This is a genomic window from Variovorax sp. KK3, from assembly GCF_001984055.1.
In the GTDB taxonomy this organism is placed as follows: domain Bacteria; phylum Pseudomonadota; class Gammaproteobacteria; order Burkholderiales; family Burkholderiaceae_C; genus Variovorax.
This window is the reverse complement of record NZ_LYVO01000072.1, coordinates 23,299-39,936: the sequence shown is the minus strand read 5'-3', so window position 1 is coordinate 39,936 and position 16,638 is coordinate 23,299. Positions and strand designations below refer to the sequence as shown.

General features: G+C 63.7%; 21 protein-coding genes and 1 tRNA gene. 6 read left to right on the top strand and 16 right to left on the bottom strand.

Going from position 1 to position 16,638, the window contains the following annotated elements; genetic code table 11:
* Nucleotides 1-191: 191 nt before the first annotated feature.
* Nucleotides 192-515: a DUF1840 domain-containing protein gene (locus B0W80_RS26710; protein WP_077002187.1), complete on the bottom strand. Its 324-nt coding sequence runs from the start codon at nucleotides 513-515 to the stop codon at nucleotides 192-194.
* 12 nt (nucleotides 516-527) lie between these two features.
* Nucleotides 528-1,790, bottom strand: coding sequence for a cyclopropane-fatty-acyl-phospholipid synthase family protein (locus tag B0W80_RS26705; RefSeq protein WP_077002186.1), 1,263 nt, complete (start codon nucleotides 1,788-1,790; stop codon nucleotides 528-530).
* A 108-nt stretch (nucleotides 1,791-1,898) separates the two neighbouring features.
* On the opposite strand from B0W80_RS26705, the gene B0W80_RS26700 reads away from it, so the two are divergent.
* Genes B0W80_RS26700 through B0W80_RS26675 form a run of 6 tightly spaced genes read left to right on the top strand, consistent with a single transcriptional unit; the run spans nucleotide 1,899 to nucleotide 8,797 of the window.
* Nucleotides 1,899-4,262: a bifunctional salicylyl-CoA 5-hydroxylase/oxidoreductase gene (locus tag B0W80_RS26700; protein ID WP_077002185.1), complete on the top strand. Its 2,364-nt coding sequence runs from the start codon at nucleotides 1,899-1,901 to the stop codon at nucleotides 4,260-4,262.
* A gap of 1 nt (nucleotide 4,263) precedes the next feature.
* A complete protein-coding gene (locus B0W80_RS26695; protein ID WP_077002184.1) occupies nucleotides 4,264-4,740 on the top strand; it encodes a MarR family winged helix-turn-helix transcriptional regulator in 477 nt (158 codons plus the stop codon).
* Nucleotides 4,737-5,591, top strand: a complete 855-nt coding sequence (locus tag B0W80_RS26690) for an enoyl-CoA hydratase family protein (protein ID WP_077002183.1) — start codon at nucleotides 4,737-4,739, stop codon at nucleotides 5,589-5,591. The genes B0W80_RS26695 and B0W80_RS26690 overlap by 4 nt, the downstream gene beginning before the upstream one ends.
* 4 nt (nucleotides 5,592-5,595) lie before the next feature.
* Nucleotides 5,596-6,792 carry an acyl-CoA dehydrogenase family protein gene (locus tag B0W80_RS26685; protein WP_077002182.1) on the top strand — a complete coding sequence of 399 codons (1,197 nt, stop codon included), beginning with the start codon at nucleotides 5,596-5,598 and terminating at the stop codon, nucleotides 6,790-6,792.
* A complete protein-coding gene (locus tag B0W80_RS26680; protein ID WP_077002181.1) occupies nucleotides 6,789-8,405 on the top strand; it encodes an AMP-binding protein in 1,617 nt (538 codons plus the stop codon). The genes B0W80_RS26685 and B0W80_RS26680 overlap by 4 nt, the downstream gene beginning before the upstream one ends.
* On the top strand, nucleotides 8,402-8,797 hold the full coding sequence (locus tag B0W80_RS26675; protein ID WP_077002180.1) for a RidA family protein: 396 nt from the start codon (nucleotides 8,402-8,404) through the stop codon (nucleotides 8,795-8,797). The genes B0W80_RS26680 and B0W80_RS26675 overlap by 4 nt, the downstream gene beginning before the upstream one ends.
* Nucleotides 8,798-8,938: 141 nt before the next feature.
* Here the strand turns inward: B0W80_RS26675 and B0W80_RS26670 are convergent, their stop codons facing one another.
* The 14 genes from B0W80_RS26670 to rplF form a co-directional block, all read right to left on the bottom strand.
* Nucleotides 8,939-9,340, bottom strand: a complete 402-nt coding sequence (locus B0W80_RS26670; RefSeq protein WP_077002179.1) for a hypothetical protein — start codon at nucleotides 9,338-9,340, stop codon at nucleotides 8,939-8,941.
* A 330-nt stretch (nucleotides 9,341-9,670) separates the two neighbouring features.
* Nucleotides 9,671-9,747: transfer RNA gene (locus B0W80_RS26665), tRNA-Met, on the bottom strand.
* An 18-nt stretch (nucleotides 9,748-9,765) separates the two neighbouring features.
* Nucleotides 9,766-10,164 (bottom strand): 50S ribosomal protein L17, encoded by a 399-nt coding sequence (gene rplQ, locus B0W80_RS26660; protein WP_077002178.1) that lies wholly within the window; start codon nucleotides 10,162-10,164, stop codon nucleotides 9,766-9,768.
* A gap of 108 nt (nucleotides 10,165-10,272) precedes the next feature.
* The gene (gene rpoA, locus B0W80_RS26655) at nucleotides 10,273-11,262 is read right to left on the bottom strand and encodes a DNA-directed RNA polymerase subunit alpha (protein WP_077002177.1); all 990 of its coding nucleotides are present in this window, start codon (nucleotides 11,260-11,262) and stop codon (nucleotides 10,273-10,275) included.
* 129 nt (nucleotides 11,263-11,391) lie between these two features.
* Nucleotides 11,392-12,015, bottom strand: a complete 624-nt coding sequence (gene rpsD, locus B0W80_RS26650) for a 30S ribosomal protein S4 (RefSeq protein ID WP_077002176.1) — start codon at nucleotides 12,013-12,015, stop codon at nucleotides 11,392-11,394.
* Between the two features lie 137 nt (nucleotides 12,016-12,152).
* Complete coding sequence (gene rpsK / locus B0W80_RS26645; RefSeq protein WP_068641693.1) at nucleotides 12,153-12,557, bottom strand: 30S ribosomal protein S11; 405 nt, start codon at nucleotides 12,555-12,557, stop codon at nucleotides 12,153-12,155.
* A gap of 12 nt (nucleotides 12,558-12,569) precedes the next feature.
* On the bottom strand, nucleotides 12,570-12,935 hold the full coding sequence (gene rpsM, locus B0W80_RS26640; protein ID WP_077002175.1) for a 30S ribosomal protein S13: 366 nt from the start codon (nucleotides 12,933-12,935) through the stop codon (nucleotides 12,570-12,572).
* A 25-nt stretch (nucleotides 12,936-12,960) separates the two neighbouring features.
* Nucleotides 12,961-13,074, bottom strand: coding sequence for a 50S ribosomal protein L36 (gene rpmJ, locus B0W80_RS26635; protein ID WP_038201958.1), 114 nt, complete (start codon nucleotides 13,072-13,074; stop codon nucleotides 12,961-12,963).
* Nucleotides 13,075-13,189: 115 nt separating this feature from the next.
* Nucleotides 13,190-14,500, bottom strand: a complete 1,311-nt coding sequence (gene secY / locus B0W80_RS26630) for a preprotein translocase subunit SecY (protein WP_077002174.1) — start codon at nucleotides 14,498-14,500, stop codon at nucleotides 13,190-13,192.
* 22 nt (nucleotides 14,501-14,522) lie between these two features.
* Entirely contained in the window at nucleotides 14,523-14,954 is a 432-nt protein-coding gene (gene rplO / locus B0W80_RS26625) for a 50S ribosomal protein L15 (RefSeq protein WP_077002173.1), read from the bottom strand.
* Nucleotides 14,955-14,965: 11 nt separating this feature from the next.
* Nucleotides 14,966-15,148, bottom strand: a complete 183-nt coding sequence (gene rpmD / locus B0W80_RS26620; RefSeq protein ID WP_077002172.1) for a 50S ribosomal protein L30 — start codon at nucleotides 15,146-15,148, stop codon at nucleotides 14,966-14,968.
* Nucleotides 15,149-15,162: 14 nt separating this feature from the next.
* Nucleotides 15,163-15,681 (bottom strand): 30S ribosomal protein S5, encoded by a 519-nt coding sequence (gene rpsE / locus B0W80_RS26615; RefSeq protein WP_077002171.1) that lies wholly within the window; start codon nucleotides 15,679-15,681, stop codon nucleotides 15,163-15,165.
* An 18-nt stretch (nucleotides 15,682-15,699) separates the two neighbouring features.
* On the bottom strand, nucleotides 15,700-16,065 hold the full coding sequence (gene rplR / locus B0W80_RS26610) for a 50S ribosomal protein L18 (protein WP_077002189.1): 366 nt from the start codon (nucleotides 16,063-16,065) through the stop codon (nucleotides 15,700-15,702).
* A gap of 14 nt (nucleotides 16,066-16,079) precedes the next feature.
* Nucleotides 16,080-16,613 (bottom strand): 50S ribosomal protein L6, encoded by a 534-nt coding sequence (rplF, locus tag B0W80_RS26605; protein WP_077002170.1) that lies wholly within the window; start codon nucleotides 16,611-16,613, stop codon nucleotides 16,080-16,082.
* Nucleotides 16,614-16,638: the final 25 nt, after the last annotated feature.

Here is a 16,638-nt window from a genome sequence, read left to right as displayed (position 1 = left end):
TCCAGTCTCCCAGACCCTTCCGGGTGAACAACCTATTGAGACATCACAACTAGTTCGTACAGGCCGAAGCGGCGGCGCACCGCGCACGCCTGTTCGCGAGACACCGCGGAACCGGCTTTGCCGGGCCGCTGGTGTCGCCCCCGGTGAGGGGGTTGGCGGACCACACGAAGTGGGGGAGCCTGGGGGAGAGCTTAGACCCCCCAGGTGACGTCTTTGCCGTCGGCTTGGGATTCCTTGAGCATGTGCAACAGGGGCACGGCGCGTTGGTGCAGGCCGACGTGCTGGCGCTCGGCTTCGTCGTCATGGCCTTCGACCGCATAGTCGTCGTGGTTGTGCGAGTTCTTGCCTTCGCGTGCGATGGCGGCCTCTAGCGCGGCGATGGCCGCAGGCATCTGGTCGACGGTGATCACGCCCTGCTTCGACGGCGTCTTGCCGATGACGTCGAACAGCTGCCGGGCATGCGTCTCGAGCATCTTGAAGGGGGGAGCGGCGCGTGATTTGAATTCATAGAGCATGGAAGCCTCGCTTTACTTATAGATGTAGTCGCGGACAAAAGGGTACACCGATTGCGCGCCGTGCAGCGGCTGTGCCTTGACCTTTCCGTCGAGCTTGGTCGCGAGCATCTGGTGCAGCGCGATCCAGCCCTGCTCGAAGCTCATGGCCGACCCTGCAAGGTACAGGCGATAGGCGCGCAATACACGTCCCGCCTTGTCCTTGCCACTATGACGCTCGAGCACCTCGCGCGCATCGTCGAAGTGCGCCTCCAGCGCGTCGGACCAATGCCACAACGTGCGTGCGTAGTGCGGCCGCAAGTTCTCGGTGTCGACCATCTCGAGGCCGGCCGCGGCGGTCTCGCGCAGGATGCGCGTGACGTGCAGCAACTCGCCGCCCGGGAAGATGTACTTCTCGATGAAGTCGCCCAAGCCCGCGCCGAGCTGGGCATAGTTGACCTGCCCCGAGGTGATGCCGTGGTTCAGCACCAGGCCGCCGGGCTTGAGCAGCGCATTGATCTTGCCGAAATAGGCGCCCATGTTGGCACTGCCCACATGCTCGAACATGCCGACCGACGAGATCTTGTCGAAGGGCCGGCTCTCGTCGAGCTCGCGGTAGTCGCGCAGCTCCACGCGCACCCGGCCAGCGAGCCCCTTCTCTTCGATCAGCCGGCTGACGTGGGCGTGCTGGTTCTTCGACAGCGTGATGCCGGTGGCGTCGACGCCGTAGTGTTCGGCGGCCCACAACAGCAGCGCGCCCCAGCCGGCGCCGATGTCCAGGTAGCGATCGCCGGGCTGCAGCATGAGCTTGCGGCAGATCAGGTCGAGCTTGGCCTCCTGCGCCTGCGCCAGCGTCATGGAGTCGTCGCGGAAGTAGGCGCATGAGTAGACGCGGCGGGGGTCGAGCCACAGCGCATAGAAGTCGTCGGAGACGTCGTAGTGGAACTGGATCTGCTCGGCGTCCTTGCCCAGCGAATGCAGGCTGCGGGAGCGCGCGCTGTGCTGCAGGCGGGACCACCAGGTGTCCGTGGTCTGGGCCGGGTTGTGCGGCAGCAGGCCGACCGTGACGTCGATCAGGTCGCGCATGGCACCCTGGATCTGCACCTTGCCTTCGACGTAGGCCTCGCCGAGGGCGCCCAGTTGGCGTGCCGCCAGCTTGGCCAGCGCCGACCATTCGGTGAACGCCAGGGTGACACGCGAGCCGGGCCGGCCGAACTGGCGCCCATCGGGCAGCTGAAGCGTGACGGGCACCTGCAGCGATGACAGCTGCGACTCGATCTTCGGCAACAGGCTTGGCATGGACCGATTTTTGCCAGCGCGCGCAGCGTCGTCAACCGACCCCCCGAATTTCCCCTCCGGGCTTGCCCTGAGTTGACAGCCAATTGTTTAGGTCTAAACTATTGATCCATGAATAGCTTCGCATCTGACCTTCGGCGCATCCTGTGCATCGGCGGCGGCCCGGCCGGCCTCTACTTCGCGCTCCTGATGAAAGCCAGGAAGCCGTCGTTGGAGGTGACCGTGGTCGAGCGCAACCGCCCCTTCGACACCTTCGGCTGGGGCGTGGTGCTCAGCGACCAGACGCTCGACAACCTGCGCGCGGCCGACCCCGACACGGCAGCGCTGATCGGCAACGAATTCCACCACTGGGACGACATCCAGGTGTTCTTCAAGGGCCGCCAGGTGCGCTCGGGCGGCCACGGCTTCTGCGGCATCGGTCGCAAGCGGCTGCTCAACATCCTGCAGGAGCGCTGCCTGGCGCTGGGCGTGAAGCTGGTCTTCGAAACCGACGTGACGGACGACCAGGCCCTTGCCGCGCAGTACGACGCCGACCTGGTGATCGCCAGCGACGGCCTCAACAGCCGCATCCGCCAGCGCTATGCGGACGTGTTCGAGCCCGACGTCGACTTGCGCCAATGCCGCTTCGTCTGGCTCGGCACGCACCAGACCTTCGACGCCTTCACCTTCGCCTTCGAGCAGACCGAGCACGGCTGGTTTCAGGCGCACGCTTACCAATTCGACAACGACACCTCCACCTTCATCGTCGAGACGCCCGAAGAAGTCTGGAAGGCGCACGGGCTGGACCAGATGGAGCAGCCCGAGGCCATCGCCTTCTGCGAGAAGATGTTCGCGAAGTACCTGGGCGGCAATGCGCTGATCAGCAATGCGACGCACCTGCGCGGCTCGGCCAACTGGATTCGCTTTCCGCGCGTGGTGTGCAAGCACTGGACGCATCGGGTCGACGTGAATGGCCGCAGCGTGCCGGTGGTGTTGATGGGCGATGCGGCGCACACCGCCCACTTCTCGATCGGCTCGGGCACCAAGCTCGCGCTCGAAGATGCGATCGACCTGTGCAACGAGTTCGCTGGCGGCGGCGAGGTCGACGCGGTGCTCGAGGCCTACGAGGCGCGGCGCGGCGTCGAGGTGCTCAAGATCCAGAACGCGGCGCGCAACTCGACCGAGTGGTTCGAGAACGTGAAGCGCTACACGGGCATGGAGATCGAGCAGTTCGCGTATTCGCTGTTGACGCGGTCGCAGCGCATCAGCCACGAGAACCTGCGCCTGCGCGACACGCGCTGGCTGGGCGGCTACGAGCAGTGGCTCGCCGGCGGCAAGGCCCTGCCACCGATGCTGATGCCGCTCACGGTGCGCGGGCTCACGCTCAAGAACCGCATCATGGTGTCGCCGATGGCGACGTACAGTGCCGTCGACGGCGTGCCGCAGGATTTCCTGCTCGTGCACCTGGGCGCGCGTGCGCTGGGCGGCGCGGCAATCGTGTTCGTCGAGATGACCAGCCCCACACCCGAGGGTCGCATCACGCCCGGCTGCACGGGGCTCTACAACGACGAGCAATCGGCCGCCTTCAAGCGCATCGTCGATTTCGTGCACGCGCAGAGCAGCGCCAAGATCGGCATGCAGCTGGGCCACAGCGGGCCGAAGGGCTCGACGCAGCTCGGCTGGGACGAGATGGACGAGCCGCTGCCCCAAGGCAACTGGCCGCTGCTGGCGGCGAGCGCATTGGCGTACGGCGAACAGAACCAATTGCCGGCCGCGATGACCCGCGCGCACATGGACGAGCTGCGTGACCAATTCGTCGCATCGACGCGGCGGGCCGCGGAGGCCGGTTTCGACTGGCTCGAACTGCACTGCGCGCATGGCTACCTGCTGGCCTCCTTCATCAGCCCGCTGACCAACCAGCGCACCGACGAGTACGCGGGCAGCCTGGAAAACCGCTGCCGCTACCCGCTGGAAGTGTTCCGCGCCATGCGTGAGGCGTGGCCGGCCGAGCGGCCGATGAGCGTGCGGATCTCCGCGCACGACTGGGCGCCGGGCGGCAACACGGCCGACGACGCGGTCGAGATCGCGCGCTTTTTCAAGGACGCCGGCTGCGACTTCATCGACGTGTCGTCGGGCCAGACCACGCGGGCGGCGAAGCCCGTGTATGGGCGCATGTACCAGACGCCGTTCGCCGATCGCATCCGCAACGAGGTCGGCATCTCGACCATCGCGGTGGGTGCGATCACCGACGCCGACCAGGCCAACAGCATCATCGCGGCCGGCCGCGCCGACCTGTGCGCCGTGGCGCGTCCGCATCTGGCCGACCCGGCGTGGACGCTGCACGAGACCGCCAAGCTGCAGAGCCGCGACATCGAATGGCCGCGCCAGTACCTGAGCGGCCGCGACCAGATGTACCGCGAGATCGCCAAGCAGCAGCAGCTGGCTGCCGCCATGGCGGCGAGCAACGCGCCCCGCAATCAGGAAGAGGAGCAATAGCATGGACCTCGAAGCGCGGGCCCACAGCGAACATCCGGACGAACTGCGGCTCTGGCTGCGTCTCCTGACCTGCACGCAGCTGATCGAGAAGCAGGTGCGCAACGGGTTGCGCGAGCAATTCGCCACCACCTTGCCTCGCTTCGACCTGATGTCGCAGCTGGAGCGTGCACCCGACGGCATGAAGATGAACGAGCTGTCGCGTCGCATGATGGTCACCGGCGGCAACGTCACCGGCATCACCGACCAGCTGGTGACCGAAGGGCTGGTGGAGCGCGTCGACGTCGAGGGCGACCGCCGCGCCTGGCGCGTGCGGCTCACGACGCGCGGGCGCCGGCTGTTCAACGAGATGGCGCAACAGCACGAGGCCTGGATCGTCGACGCCTTCGCGGGACTCAGCGCGAAGGAGATCACGCAACTTCACAAGCTGCTCGGCAAGGTCAAGCAGCATTCCCATCAGCAACTGGCGGAGACCGTATGAAGCATTACATCGGCGCAGGCAATCCCATGCGCGCGCAGTTCGAGCCGAAGGCCGGCTACCAGGCCGAGCACTTCAGCTGGGCCTTCGAAGCCGGCGTCGGCACCGTGACCCTGAACCGGCCCGAGCGCAAGAACCCGCTGACCTTCGACTCCTATGCGGAGCTGCGCGACCTTTTTCGCGCGCTGTACTTCGCGAGCGACGTCAAGGCGATCGTGGTGAACGGCGCGGGTGGCAATTTCTGCTCGGGCGGCGACGTGCACGAGATCATCGGCCCGCTGACGAAGATGCGGATGCCGGAGCTGCTCGAGTTCACCCGCATGACCGGCGACCTGGTGAAGGCCATGCGCCACTGCCCGCAGCCCATCGTGGGTGCGATCGACGGCGTGTGCGCCGGCGCGGGCGCCATGATCGCTTTGGCCTGCGACCTGCGCTACGGCACGGCGGCGACGAACACCGCCTTCTTGTTCACGCGCGTCGGCTTGGCCGGCGCCGACATGGGTGCCTGCGCTTTGCTGCCGCGCGTGATCGGCCAGGGCCGCGCTTCGGAGCTGCTGTTCACGGGGCGCGCCATGACCGCGCAGGAAGGCCATGCGTGGGGCTTCTTCAACGCGTTGCACGAGAGCGATGCGCTTCTGCCTGCTGCAAGCGCGGTGGCGCGCAAGCTCGCGGAGGGCCCGAGCTTCGCGCATGGCATGACCAAGACCATGTTGTCGCAGGAGTGGTCGATGACCATCGATCAGGCGATCGAATCGGAAGCGCAAGCGCAGGCGATCTGCATGCAGACCGACGACTTCAAGCGCGCCTTCGAAGCCTTCGCGGCCAAGCGCAAGCCGGTGTTCGGTGGAGACTGAAGACATGGCAGCATCCGCGACGCATCCTTCGACAGCGCACCTGGCGCTGCCTTTCTTCGATGAAGCGCACCGTGCGCTGTCGAGCGAGCTGTTGCCATGGGCGGCTGCCCAGTCGGTGGACGAGCGCGACGATCGCGCGGCCTGCCGCGACTGGGTAAAGCGCTTGGGGGAAGGCGGCTGGCTACGTTACTGCGTGCCCGCGGCATCGGGTGGCGCGCTCGAGCGGCTGGATTCGCGTGCACTGGTGCTGCTGCGCGAGACGCTGGCTTTTCATTCGCCGCTGGCCGATTTCGCGTTTGCCATGCAGGGACTGGGCAGCGGGGCCATCACGCTGGCCGGCACCGCCGCACAGCAGCAGGACTACCTGCGCGCCGTGTCGAAGGGCGAGAAGATCGCCGCCTTCGCGCTCTCCGAGCCGGACGCCGGCTCCGACGTGGGCGCGATGGCGATGCAGGCCACGGCCACACCGCAAGGCTGGCGCCTGGACGGCGAGAAGACGTGGATCAGCAATGGCGGCATCGCGGACTTCTATTGCGTGTTCGCCAAGACCGATGCGAATGCCGGCTCGCGGGGCATCACGGCTTTCGTGGTCGATGCGAGCGCGCAAGGCCTGGACACCTCGGCGCATATCGACGTGATGGCGCCGCATCCGCTGGCAACGCTGCGCTTCGAAGGATGCAGCGTGCCGCGCGAGGCGCAGCTCGGCGAGTTGAACGGCGGCTTCAAGCTTGCGATGCGGACGCTGGACATCTTTCGCGCATCGGTGGCCGGCGCAGCACTGGGCATGGCGCGCCGCGCCTTGGCCGAGGCGGTGCATCATGCGAGCAAACGCCGCATGTTCGGGCAGACGCTGGCCGACTTCCAGCTTACGCAGGCCAAGCTCGGCGAGATGGCCGCGCTGATCGACAGCGCGGCGCTGCTGACCTACCGCGCGGCATGGATGCGCGACGAGAGCGAAGCACGCGGCGGCCCGCCAGCAGGCGACATCACCGCCGCGGCGGCGATGGCCAAGATGTGCGCCACCGAGAACGCCAGCCGCGTCATCGACATGGCGCTGCAGATGCACGGCGGCCTGGGCGTGAAGGTCGGCACGAAGGTCGAGAGCCTGTATCGCGACATCCGGTCGCTGCGCATTTACGAAGGCGCGACGGAAGTGCAGCAGTTGATCATCGGCAAGTCGGTCTTGCGGAGTGCGTCATGAGCGCACAGGTCGATCGCTTCGTACACGACCGACTGCCGCCGGCGGACCAGTTGCCGATCTTTCGTTACGACCTGCCCGAACTGCAGCTGCCGGACCAGCTGAATCTGGTGGAGGAACTGCTCGACAAGGCCGCAGCCAAGCCCTGGGCCGATCGGCCGATGCTGCGCTCGCCGAGCCGGACCTTGAGCTACGCCGAGGCTGCGGTCGAAGTCAATCGCATCGCGCAAGTACTGGTCGACGACCTCGGCTTGGTGCCGGGCAACCGGGTGCTGTTGCGCGGCGGCAATTCCATCGGCATGGCCCTCAGTTGGTTGGCCGTGGTGAAGGCGGGCTTGATCGCGGTCGCGACCATGCCGCTGCTGCGCGCCAAGGAACTGGGCGACGTCATCGAGAAGGCGCAGCCGGTGGTCGCGTTGTGCGATGGTCGCTTGCTCGATGAATTGCAGACTGCGCAGCGGGCTCATCCCGTGCTCGCGGCAGTGCTTGCCTTCAACCAGCCGCAGGTGGAAGGGTCGCTTGAGATGCGGGCCGCCGCGAAGAGCGGTGTGTTCGCCGCATGCCCGACCGCCACCGACGACATCGCCCTGCTGGCCTTCACATCGGGCACGACGGGCAAGCCGAAGGCGCCTGTGACCACGCACCGCGATGTGCTGGCGATGTGCGAGACGTGGCCGCGTCATGTGCTGCGTGCGCGCAGCGACGACATCGTGATCGGGTCGCCACCGCTGGCCTTCACCTTCGGGCTCGGCGGGCTGCTGATCTTTCCGATGTGGGCCGGCGCTTCGGTGTATTTCAATGACGCGCCGTACACGCCGGAAGGCATGGTCAAGACGATCCGCGAGGTCGGCGCGACCATCAGCTATACCGCGCCGACCTTTTATCGGCAGATGGCGCCCTTCGCCAAGGCCCTGGGCGTGCCCACGCTGCGCATCAGCGTGAGCGCCGGCGAAGCCTTGCCCGACGCGACACGCGTGCTGTGGAAGGACGCCACCGGCATCGAAATGCTGGACGGGATCGGCGGCACGGAGGTGTTTCACATCTACATCTCGGCAGCAGGGAATGAGGTGCGGCGAGGCGCCGTCGGCAAAGCCGTGCCAGGATTCACCGCGAAAGTGGTCGACGAAGCCGGCAACGAAGTGCCGCGCGGGACCGTCGGCAAGCTGGCCATGATCGGGCCGGTCGGCTGTCGCTATCTGGACGACCCGCGCCAGGCCAACTACGTGAAGCAGGGCTGGAACTACCCGGGCGACGCCTTCGTGCAGGACGAGGATGGCTACTTTTTCTATCAGTCACGCGCCGACGACATGATCATCACGGCGGGCTACAACGTGGGCGGTCCGGAGGTGGAGGATGCGTTGCTCCAGCATCCGGCCGTGGCCGAATGCGGCGTGATCGGAAAGCCCGACGCGGAACGCGGAATGATCGTCAAGGCCTTCTGCGTGCTCAAGCCCGGCCATGCCGGTGACGCAGCGTTGGTCAAGACACTGCAAGACCACGTCAAAGCCACCATCGCTCCCTTCAAGTACCCACGCGAGATCGAGTTCGTCGCCGGCCTGCCGCGCACCGAGACCGGCAAGCTCCAACGATTCAAACTGAGGCAAGACACACCATGAACAAACTCCTGCAACCGCCCGGCTGGGCACCTCCCAAGGGCTACGCCAACGGCGTCGCCGCGCGCGGCACGATGCTCTTCGTCGGCGGCCAGGTGGGCTGGGATGCGCAGCAGCAATTCGTCTCCGACGATTTCATAGAACAGACCGGCCAAGCCCTGCGCAACATCGTGGAGATCCTGCGCGAAGGCGGCGCCGGACCGGAACACATGGTGCGGATGACCTGGTATGTGACCGATCGAGATGAATACAACCGGCGCCTGAGCGAACTGGGCCCGGTCTATCGAGACGCGATGGGTCGCAATTTTCCGGCGATGACTTGCGTGCAGGTGGCTGCGCTGGTGGAGGCACGTGCCAAGGTCGAGATCGAGGTCACGGCGGTTGTGCCTGACTGAGTGCGATTGATCGAGGCTTGGGACTTTGGCCTTGAGCGTCAGGCCTCGGACCTTGAGGTTTTGAGGCCTCGGGCCTCTGCTTTTAGTTCCGCTCTCCGCCGTGTTGGAGCGTTGGATTCCGCTCAACAACCGCGCAGCGCCTTAGGGATGGTTGCCGCCCTCGGCGTTGGGGTCGGACAGGATCAGCGCCGCCCGGTACGCGGCCCGACCGGCCACCTTCGTGTCTGCGGCCAACTTCTTCCAAAGCTCCTCGCGCTCCATCGGCGACAAGACTTCCGGCTGGTCGATCAGCGAATGAGCAATGGCTAGCAGCGAAATAGCCGAGGTAAGACAAAAACTGAGGGCGGATAGCGTCGGGCGGTCGCGGTAATTCGCCGCTTCATCCCGGCGAATTTCTTCGCGTTCTTTTTCGTCCAGCGCCAGCAGATCGGTGTTCGAGTGGAACGGAACGGCCGGCTGATTCGTGAATACTGAATCGACGGCTTTCTGGACTGCGTCCATCGCGTTTTCGATGAGTTCTCGCGAAATGGAAGTCTCAGTCATGAAATTGTTGCCTCCGCCAGGCGTGGACTTATTTGCTCGGTTGAGCGTGAACTTGTGGCCTAAATGTTAAGCACCGACCGGGGCTCGATCCATGACTTTTGTCACACAGAATCGCGGTTTGGGGGAAAGTTTGGCCAAAACGAGTAGCTTCTACCTACTGGATAGGAAGCAAGAGCCGTCAAGCTCGACCGAATCCTCAGATGCCCCACTCAACCACCGATCTTCGCGAGCCAGGTCACCAAACGCCAATTGAATGCCAACCGGAGGCAAAAACAAAAACGCCCACCAAAGTGGGCGTCTTGCAAATCAGCGGTGAGTCCCGCTTCAATTTGGTTGCGCGAGCAAGATTTGAACTTGCGACCTTTGGGTTATGAGCCCAACGAGCTACCAGGCTGCTCCATCGCGCGGCAGATGAATATTATAGCTTATTCTTCGCCCTGCTCGTCAGCAGGGGTATCGGAAATTTCAGGACGATCCACCAGTTCGACCAAAGCCATCGGGGCGTTGTCGCCGACGCGGAAGCCCATCTTCAGGATTCGCGTGTAGCCGCCCGGCCGAGCTTGATAGCGCGGGCCGAGTTCGCCGAAGAGCTTGACCACGCTGTCGCGGTCGCGCAGCCGATTGAACGCCAGCCGCTTGTTGGCGACGGTATCCTTCTTCGCCAGCGTGATCATGGGCTCGATCACGCGGCGCAGTTCCTTGGCCTTGGGCACCGTGGTCTTGATGGCTTCATGCTCGATGAGCGAATTCATCATGTTCTGCAGCATCGCTTGGCGGTGCGAGCTGGTGCGGTTGAGTTTGCGGAGTCCGTGTCCGTGACGCATGGTGAGTTCCTTTCCTTATCAATGCGCGGGGCCGTGTCAGGTACCTCGCGTTCACCAGTTACGAATGAATGAGAAGGACGAGGCCCGAACGGGCTCGTCGCCTCTCGATTACCTCTTGTCGAGACCAGCCGGCGGCCAGCTTTCGAGCTTCATCCCCAAGGTCAGGCCGCGCGAGGCAAGCACTTCCTTGATTTCGTTGAGCGACTTGCGACCCAGATTCGGGGTCTTGAGAAGCTCGTTCTCGGTGCGCTGAATCAGGTCACCGATGTAGTAAATGTTCTCGGCCTTCAAGCAATTGGCCGAGCGCACAGTGAGTTCGAGCTCGTCGACCGGGCGCAGCAGGATCGGATCGAATTGCTGGGCGCTCCGCGGCGCAGGCTGGTCGAATGCGGCGAGTTCACCCCCTTCCAGTTGCGCGAACACCGCGAGTTGCTCGACCAGGATCTTGGCCGAGGCGCGCACGGCGTCTTCGGCGCTGATCGCACCGTTGGTCTCGATCTCGAGAAGCAGCTTGTCGAGGTCGGTGCGCTGTTCGACGCGGGCGCTTTCGACCGTGTAGCTCACGCGCTTCACCGGCGAGAAAGACGCGTCGAGGACGATACGTCCGATCGACTTGGTCGGCTCGTCTGCATAGCGACGCATGGTGCCGGGCACATAGCCGCGGCCCTTCTCGACCTTGATCTGCATGTCGAGCTTGCCACCTTGCGACAGATGGGCGATGACATGATCAGGGTTGATGATCTCGACGTCGTGAGGCGTCTGGATGTCGGAAGCCGTCACCGCACCTTCGCCATCCTTGCGCAGGCTTAGCGTGACTTCATCGCGGTTGTGAAGCTTGAACACCACGCCCTTCAGGTTGAGCAGGATGTTGACGACGTCTTCCTGAACGCCGTCGATCGAGGAGTACTCATGCAGCACGCCGGCGATCGTCACTTCGGTGGCAGAGTAGCCCACCATCGAGGAAAGCAGTACGCGACGCAGCGCGTTGCCGAGCGTGTGGCCATAGCCGCGCTCGAAAGGCTCGAGCGTGACCTTGGCTTTGTTGGCGGCAAGTTGCTCGACCTGAATGGTCTTGGGTTTCAACAGGGTGGTTTGCATGCAGACTTCCTCTCAATACCCCCGGCTCGTTACACCGGTAAGGCTGGTGAAGTGCCCGGCCGCGGCGATCGCGGCAGGGAACAAAAAATCAACGTTCGGCCCGCCGATCGGCGGGTCGTTCTCGCCTGCTTAGCGCGAGTACAGTTCGACGATCAGCGACTCATTGATGTCGGCGCCGAACTCGTCGCGATCGGGCACTTTCTTGAAGGTGCCTTCGGCCTTGTCGATGTTCACTTCGACCCAGGCCGGAATGCCGACTTGCTGGGCCAGTTGAAGCGCCTCGACGATGCGGTTCTGCTTCTTCGACTTGTCGCGCACCGCGACCACGTCGCCGGTCTTGACCAGGTACGACGGGATGTTGACCGACTGGCCATTGACCGTGATCGCCTTGTGCGACACGAGCTGGCGCGCTTCGGCACGGGTGGAGCCGAAGCCCATGCGGTACACGACGTTGTCCAGCCGCGATTCGAGCAGGAACAGCAGGTTCGCGCCGGTGTTGCCACGGCGACGATCGGCTTCCTCGAAGTAGCGGCGGAATTGCTTCTCGAGCACGCCGTACATGCGCTTGACCTTCTGCTTCTCGCGCAGTTGCAGTCCGAAATCGGAGGTGCGTTGGCCGGAGGTGCGACCGTGCTGACCGGGCTTGGAGTCGAACTTCGCCTTGTCCTGAATGGAGCGGCGGGCGCTCTTGAGGAAAAGGTCGGTGCCTTCGCGGCGGGAGAGTTTGGCCTTGGGGCCGAGGTAGCGTGCCACTTGATCTTCCTTTGTTCATCTGCCGCAGAGTCGTCTGCGGGAGCCATCAGCGGAGAGCCGACGGCGGTGGGCTTGTCAAAAACAAAAAACAAAACGCGCAGCCGGCCCAAGAGCTGGCTGCGCCTGGCGACTTCGCCTCAGATGCGACGGCGCTTCTGGGGACGGCAGCCGTTGTGCGGAACCGGCGTCACATCCGAGATCGAGTTGATCCGGATGCCGAGCGCGGCCAGCGCACGCACCGACGATTCGCGACCCGGGCCAGGGCCCTTGATCTCGACATCGAGGTTCTTGATGCCTTGTTCGACCGCAGCACGACCCGCCACTTCGGATGCGACCTGAGCAGCGAAAGGCGTCGACTTGCGCGAGCCCTTGAAACCTTGGCCGCCCGAGGACGCCCACGACAGGGCGTTGCCCTGGCGATCGGTGATCGTGATGATCGTGTTGTTGAACGAAGCGTGCACGTGCGCGATGCCGTCCGCAACGTTCTTGCGGACCTTCTTGCGAACGCGCTGTGCGGCGTTGTTGGCAGGAGCTTTAGCCATGCTTGTCTATCCTTACTTCTTCAGGGACTGCGCCGCCTTGCGCGGACCCTTGCGAGTACGGGCATTGGTGCGCGTGCGCTGCCCGCGCATGGGCAGGCCGCGACGGTGACGGAAGCCGCGGTAGCAGCCGATGTCCATCAAACGCTTGATGTTCATCGTCGTCTCGCGGCGCAGGTCGCCTTCGATGGTGAAAAGCGCGATCTGGTCGCGGATCTTCTCCAGATCGGCGTCGGTCAGATCCTTGATCTTCTTCGAGTAATCGATGCCGCTCGCTTCGCAAATCTTGCGAGCGCGCGTACGACCGATGCCGAAGATGGCGGTCAGGCCGATCTCGGCGTGCTTGTGCGGCGGAATGTTGATGCCAGCAATACGTGCCATGTGCGTCCTCTTAAATCAGTAGTGCTCAACCCTGGCGCTGCTTGTGGCGCGGGTCGGTGCAGATCACGCGCACGACACCTTTGCGGCGGATGATCTTGCAATTGCGGCAGATGGTCTTGACCGAAGCCGAAACTCTCATTTCACTCTCCTAAAACTGTTCAACCCGGCGACTCACTTCGCCTTAAACACGATGCGAGCCCGGCCCAAGTCAACCATCTGGATGACATCGTCCTTCGACATCTTCACTTCGTCTGCTAAGAGGTCTTGAAGTTGGCCTTCTTGAGCAGTGATTCATATTGCTGGGACATCATGTAGTTCTGCACCTGGGCCATGAAGTCCATGGTGACCACCACGATGATCAGCAACGACGTGCCGCCAAAATAAAACGGCACGTTGTATTTGAGGATCAGGAACTCAGGCAGCAGGCAGACGAAGGTGATATACACCGCGCCCGCCAGCGTGAGGCGAACCAGGATCTTGTCGATGTAGCGGGCGGTCTGGTCACCCGGACGAATGCCCGGAATGAACGCACCACTCTTCTTCAAGTTATCTGCCGTCTCGCGGCTGTTGAACACCAACGCCGTGTAGAAGAAGCAGAAGAACACGATCGCCGCTGCATAGAGCAACACGTAGATCGGCTGGCCCGGGGTCAGCGCGCTCGCGATGTCCTTGATCCAGCGCATGCTATCGCCCGTGCTGAACCAGCTCACCACCGTTGTCGGCAGCAGGATGATCGACGAAGCGAAGATGGGCGGGATGACCCCAGCCATATTCAGCTTCAGCGGCAGATGCGAAGACTGCCCGCCGTACACCTTATTGCCCACCTGCCGTCGTGCGTAGTTCACCAGGATCTTGCGCTGGCCCCGCTCGACGAAAACCACGAAATAGGTGACCAGGATGACCACTGCCACGATGAACAGCGCGGCGATCACGTTCATGGCGCCGGTACGAACCAGTTCCAGCAGGCCACCGATCGCGCTGGGGAGGCCAGCGGCGATACCCGCGAAGATCAGGATCGAGATGCCGTTACCCAGGCCTCGCTCGGTGATCTGCTCTCCGAGCCACATCAGGAACATCGAACCGGCCGTCAGGCTGATCATCGCGGTCAGGCGAAAGCCGAAACCAGGGGCGATCACCAAGCCTGCCGACGACTCCAGCGCCACAGCAATGCTGAAGGACTGGAACAACGCCAAGCCAAGCGTGCCGTAGCGGGTGTACTGCGTGATCTTGCGCCGGCCAGCCTCGCCTTCTTTCTTCAGCTGCTCGAAGGTCGGCACCACGTAGGTCATCAGTTGCATGATGATCGACGCGGAGATGTACGGCATGATGCCCAACGCGAACACGGTGAAGCGCGACAGCGCACCGCCCGAGAACATGTTGAACAGGCTCAGAATGCCGCCCTGCTGTCCCTGGAACAACTGTGCGAGTTGATCCGGGTTGATGCCCGGCACCGGGATGTGCGCGCCGATGCGGTAGACCACGAGAGCGAGCAGCAGAAAGACCAGTCGGCGACGGAGGTCACCGAACTTGCCAGTCTTTGCGAGCGTCGCCGCGTTGGTTGCCACTATGACCTTCTTTCCCTTGTGATCAGGCGACGCTGCCGCCAGCCGCTTCGATCGCAGCCTTGGCGCCGGCGGTTGCGCCGATACCCGTCAGCTTGACGGCCTTGGTCAGCTCGCCCGACTTGACGACCTTCACGACCTTGGCGATCTGCCCAACGAGCCCCGCTTGCTTGAGAGCCAACAGGTCGACCTCACCCAAACCGAGCTTTTCCAGCGCGGTCAGCGTCACTTCGGCGTTGTACTTGAGCGATTGCGACTTGAAGCCACGCTTCGGCAGCCGGCGCTGCAGCGGCATTTGACCGCCTTCGAAGCCGACTTTGTGGAAGCCACCCGCGCGCGACTTCTGACCCTTGTGACCGCGGCCTGCGGTCTTGCCCAGGCCGGAGCCGATACCACGGCCGACACGGCGCTTGGCGTGCTTGGCGCCATCTGCCGGCTTGATGCCATTGAGTTCCATATGCGTCTCTCTTAGAGCACTTTGACCAGATAGCTGATCTTGTTGATCATGCCGCGGACCGCGGGCGTGTCTTCCAGCTCGCTCACGCTGTTGACTTTGCGCAGACCCAGCCCGCGCACGGTGTCGCGATGCGATTGCTTGGTGCCAATCGGGCTTTTGACCAATTGCACCTTGAGCGTTTGTTGTTGTGCCATGAAGCTGCTCCCGGTCAGGCGAAGAGTTGCTCGACGGTCAGGCCACGCTTGGCCGCGACTTCGGACGCCGTGGTCGAGTTGCGCAGGCCGTCCAGCGTGGCGCGAACCATGTTGTAGGGGTTCGACGAACCATGGCTCTTGGCCACGATGTCGGTGATGCCCATGACTTCGAACACGGCGCGCATCGGGCCGCCGGCGATGATGCCGGTACCCTTGGGCGCCGGAATCATGACCACCGAGGCGGCGCCATGATGGCCCGTCACGCGGTGATGCAACGTGCCGTTCTTGATCGACACCTTCATCAAATTGCGGCGCGCTTCTTCCATCGCCTTCTGCACGGCGGCGGGCACTTCCTTCGACTTGCCCTTGCCCATGCCGACGCGACCGTCACCGTCACCGACCACGGTCAGTGCAGCGAAACCAAGGATACGACCACCCTTCACCACCTTGGTGACGCGGTTGATCGCGATCATCTTCTCGCGCAGACCGTCCTCGGGGCCTTCGCTCTGCGTTCTTGCCTGAATCTTTGCCATTTTGAATCTCGTGTCCGGTTAGAACTGCAGACCGGCTTCGCGGGCCGCATCGGCCAACGCCTTGACGCGGCCGTGGTAGGCGAAGCCAGCGCGGTCGAAAGCGACCTTCTCGATACCGGCAGCCTTCGCCTTTTCGGCGATGCGCTTGCCGATGACCGTGGCTGCGGCCGCGTTGCCGCCCTTGCCCGAGCCACCCAGCGTGGTGCGCACTTCGGCTTCGGCCGTCGAAGCCGTGGCGATCACCTTGGTGCCGTCGTCGGAGATGACGGTGGCATAAATGTGCAGGTTGGTGCGGTTCACCGTCAGGCGCGCCACGCCTTGCGTTGCAATGCGGATGCGGGTCTGGCGCGAACGGCGAAGACGCTGTGCTTTCTTGGTCAACATCATTTTGCTGCCCCTTATTTCTTCTTGGTCTCTTTGATCACGATCTTCTCGTCCGAGTACTTGATGCCCTTGCCCTTGTAGGGCTCGGGCGGACGAACAGCGCGGATCTCAGCGGCCACTTGGCCGACGCGTTGGCGATCGGCACCCTTGATCACGATCTCGGTCGGAGTGGGCGTCGCCACCGTGATGCCCTGAGGCATGTCCTTGTTGACCGGGTGCGAGTAACCGACCTGCAGGTTGAGCTTGGCGCCTTGCGCCTGGGCCTTGTAGCCCACGCCAACCAGGTTCAGCTTCTTCTCGAAGCCCTTGGTCACGCCGACCACCATGTTGTTGACCAGCTGGCGCATCGTGCCGCTCATGGCGTTCGCTTCACGCGACTCGTTGGCGGGCTCGAAGTTCAGCTTGCCATCTTTGCTGACAACCTTCACCAGCGCATTGGGCGCCAGGCTGAGCGCACCGCCCGCACCCTTGACGCTGATCTGGTCATCCTTGATCGCCACATCCACGCCTTGCGGGATGTCGATCGGCATTTTTCCTACTCGGGACATTTCAGTGTTCTCCTCGATGTCTCGG

Excerpts from the sequence above, each read along its gene's own strand:
- B0W80_RS26690 (WP_077002183.1), top strand. The coding sequence starts at position 4,737 with ATGAAGCATTACATCGGCGCAGGCAATCCCATGCGCGCGCAGTTCGAG.
- B0W80_RS26680 (WP_077002181.1), top strand. The coding sequence starts at position 6,789 with ATGAGCGCACAGGTCGATCGCTTCGTACACGACCGACTGCCGCCGGCG.
- rpsM (WP_077002175.1), bottom strand. The coding sequence starts at position 12,935 with ATGGCACGTATTGCTGGCATCAACATTCCGCCGCACAAGCACGCCGAG.
- rpoA (WP_077002177.1), bottom strand. The coding sequence starts at position 11,262 with ATGCAAACCACCCTGTTGAAACCCAAGACCATTCAGGTCGAGCAACTT.
- B0W80_RS26710 (WP_077002187.1), bottom strand. The coding sequence starts at position 515 with ATGCTCTATGAATTCAAATCACGCGCCGCTCCCCCCTTCAAGATGCTC.
- rplF (WP_077002170.1), bottom strand. The coding sequence starts at position 16,613 with ATGTCCCGAGTAGGAAAAATGCCGATCGACATCCCGCAAGGCGTGGAT.
- B0W80_RS26685 (WP_077002182.1), top strand. The coding sequence starts at position 5,596 with ATGGCAGCATCCGCGACGCATCCTTCGACAGCGCACCTGGCGCTGCCT.
- B0W80_RS26695 (WP_077002184.1), top strand. The coding sequence starts at position 4,264 with ATGGACCTCGAAGCGCGGGCCCACAGCGAACATCCGGACGAACTGCGG.
- rpsE (WP_077002171.1), bottom strand. The coding sequence starts at position 15,681 with ATGGCAAAGATTCAGGCAAGAACGCAGAGCGAAGGCCCCGAGGACGGT.
- B0W80_RS26675 (WP_077002180.1), top strand. The coding sequence starts at position 8,402 with ATGAACAAACTCCTGCAACCGCCCGGCTGGGCACCTCCCAAGGGCTAC.
- B0W80_RS26700 (WP_077002185.1), top strand. The coding sequence starts at position 1,899 with ATGAATAGCTTCGCATCTGACCTTCGGCGCATCCTGTGCATCGGCGGC.
- rpmJ (WP_038201958.1), bottom strand. The coding sequence starts at position 13,074 with ATGAGAGTTTCGGCTTCGGTCAAGACCATCTGCCGCAATTGCAAGATC.
- rplO (WP_077002173.1), bottom strand. The coding sequence starts at position 14,954 with ATGGAACTCAATGGCATCAAGCCGGCAGATGGCGCCAAGCACGCCAAG.
- B0W80_RS26670 (WP_077002179.1), bottom strand. The coding sequence starts at position 9,340 with ATGACTGAGACTTCCATTTCGCGAGAACTCATCGAAAACGCGATGGAC.
- rpsK (WP_068641693.1), bottom strand. The coding sequence starts at position 12,557 with ATGGCTAAAGCTCCTGCCAACAACGCCGCACAGCGCGTTCGCAAGAAG.
- rplR (WP_077002189.1), bottom strand. The coding sequence starts at position 16,065 with ATGTTGACCAAGAAAGCACAGCGTCTTCGCCGTTCGCGCCAGACCCGC.
- B0W80_RS26705 (WP_077002186.1), bottom strand. The coding sequence starts at position 1,790 with ATGCCAAGCCTGTTGCCGAAGATCGAGTCGCAGCTGTCATCGCTGCAG.
- rplQ (WP_077002178.1), bottom strand. The coding sequence starts at position 10,164 with ATGCGTCACGGACACGGACTCCGCAAACTCAACCGCACCAGCTCGCAC.
- rpmD (WP_077002172.1), bottom strand. The coding sequence starts at position 15,148 with ATGGCACAACAACAAACGCTCAAGGTGCAATTGGTCAAAAGCCCGATT.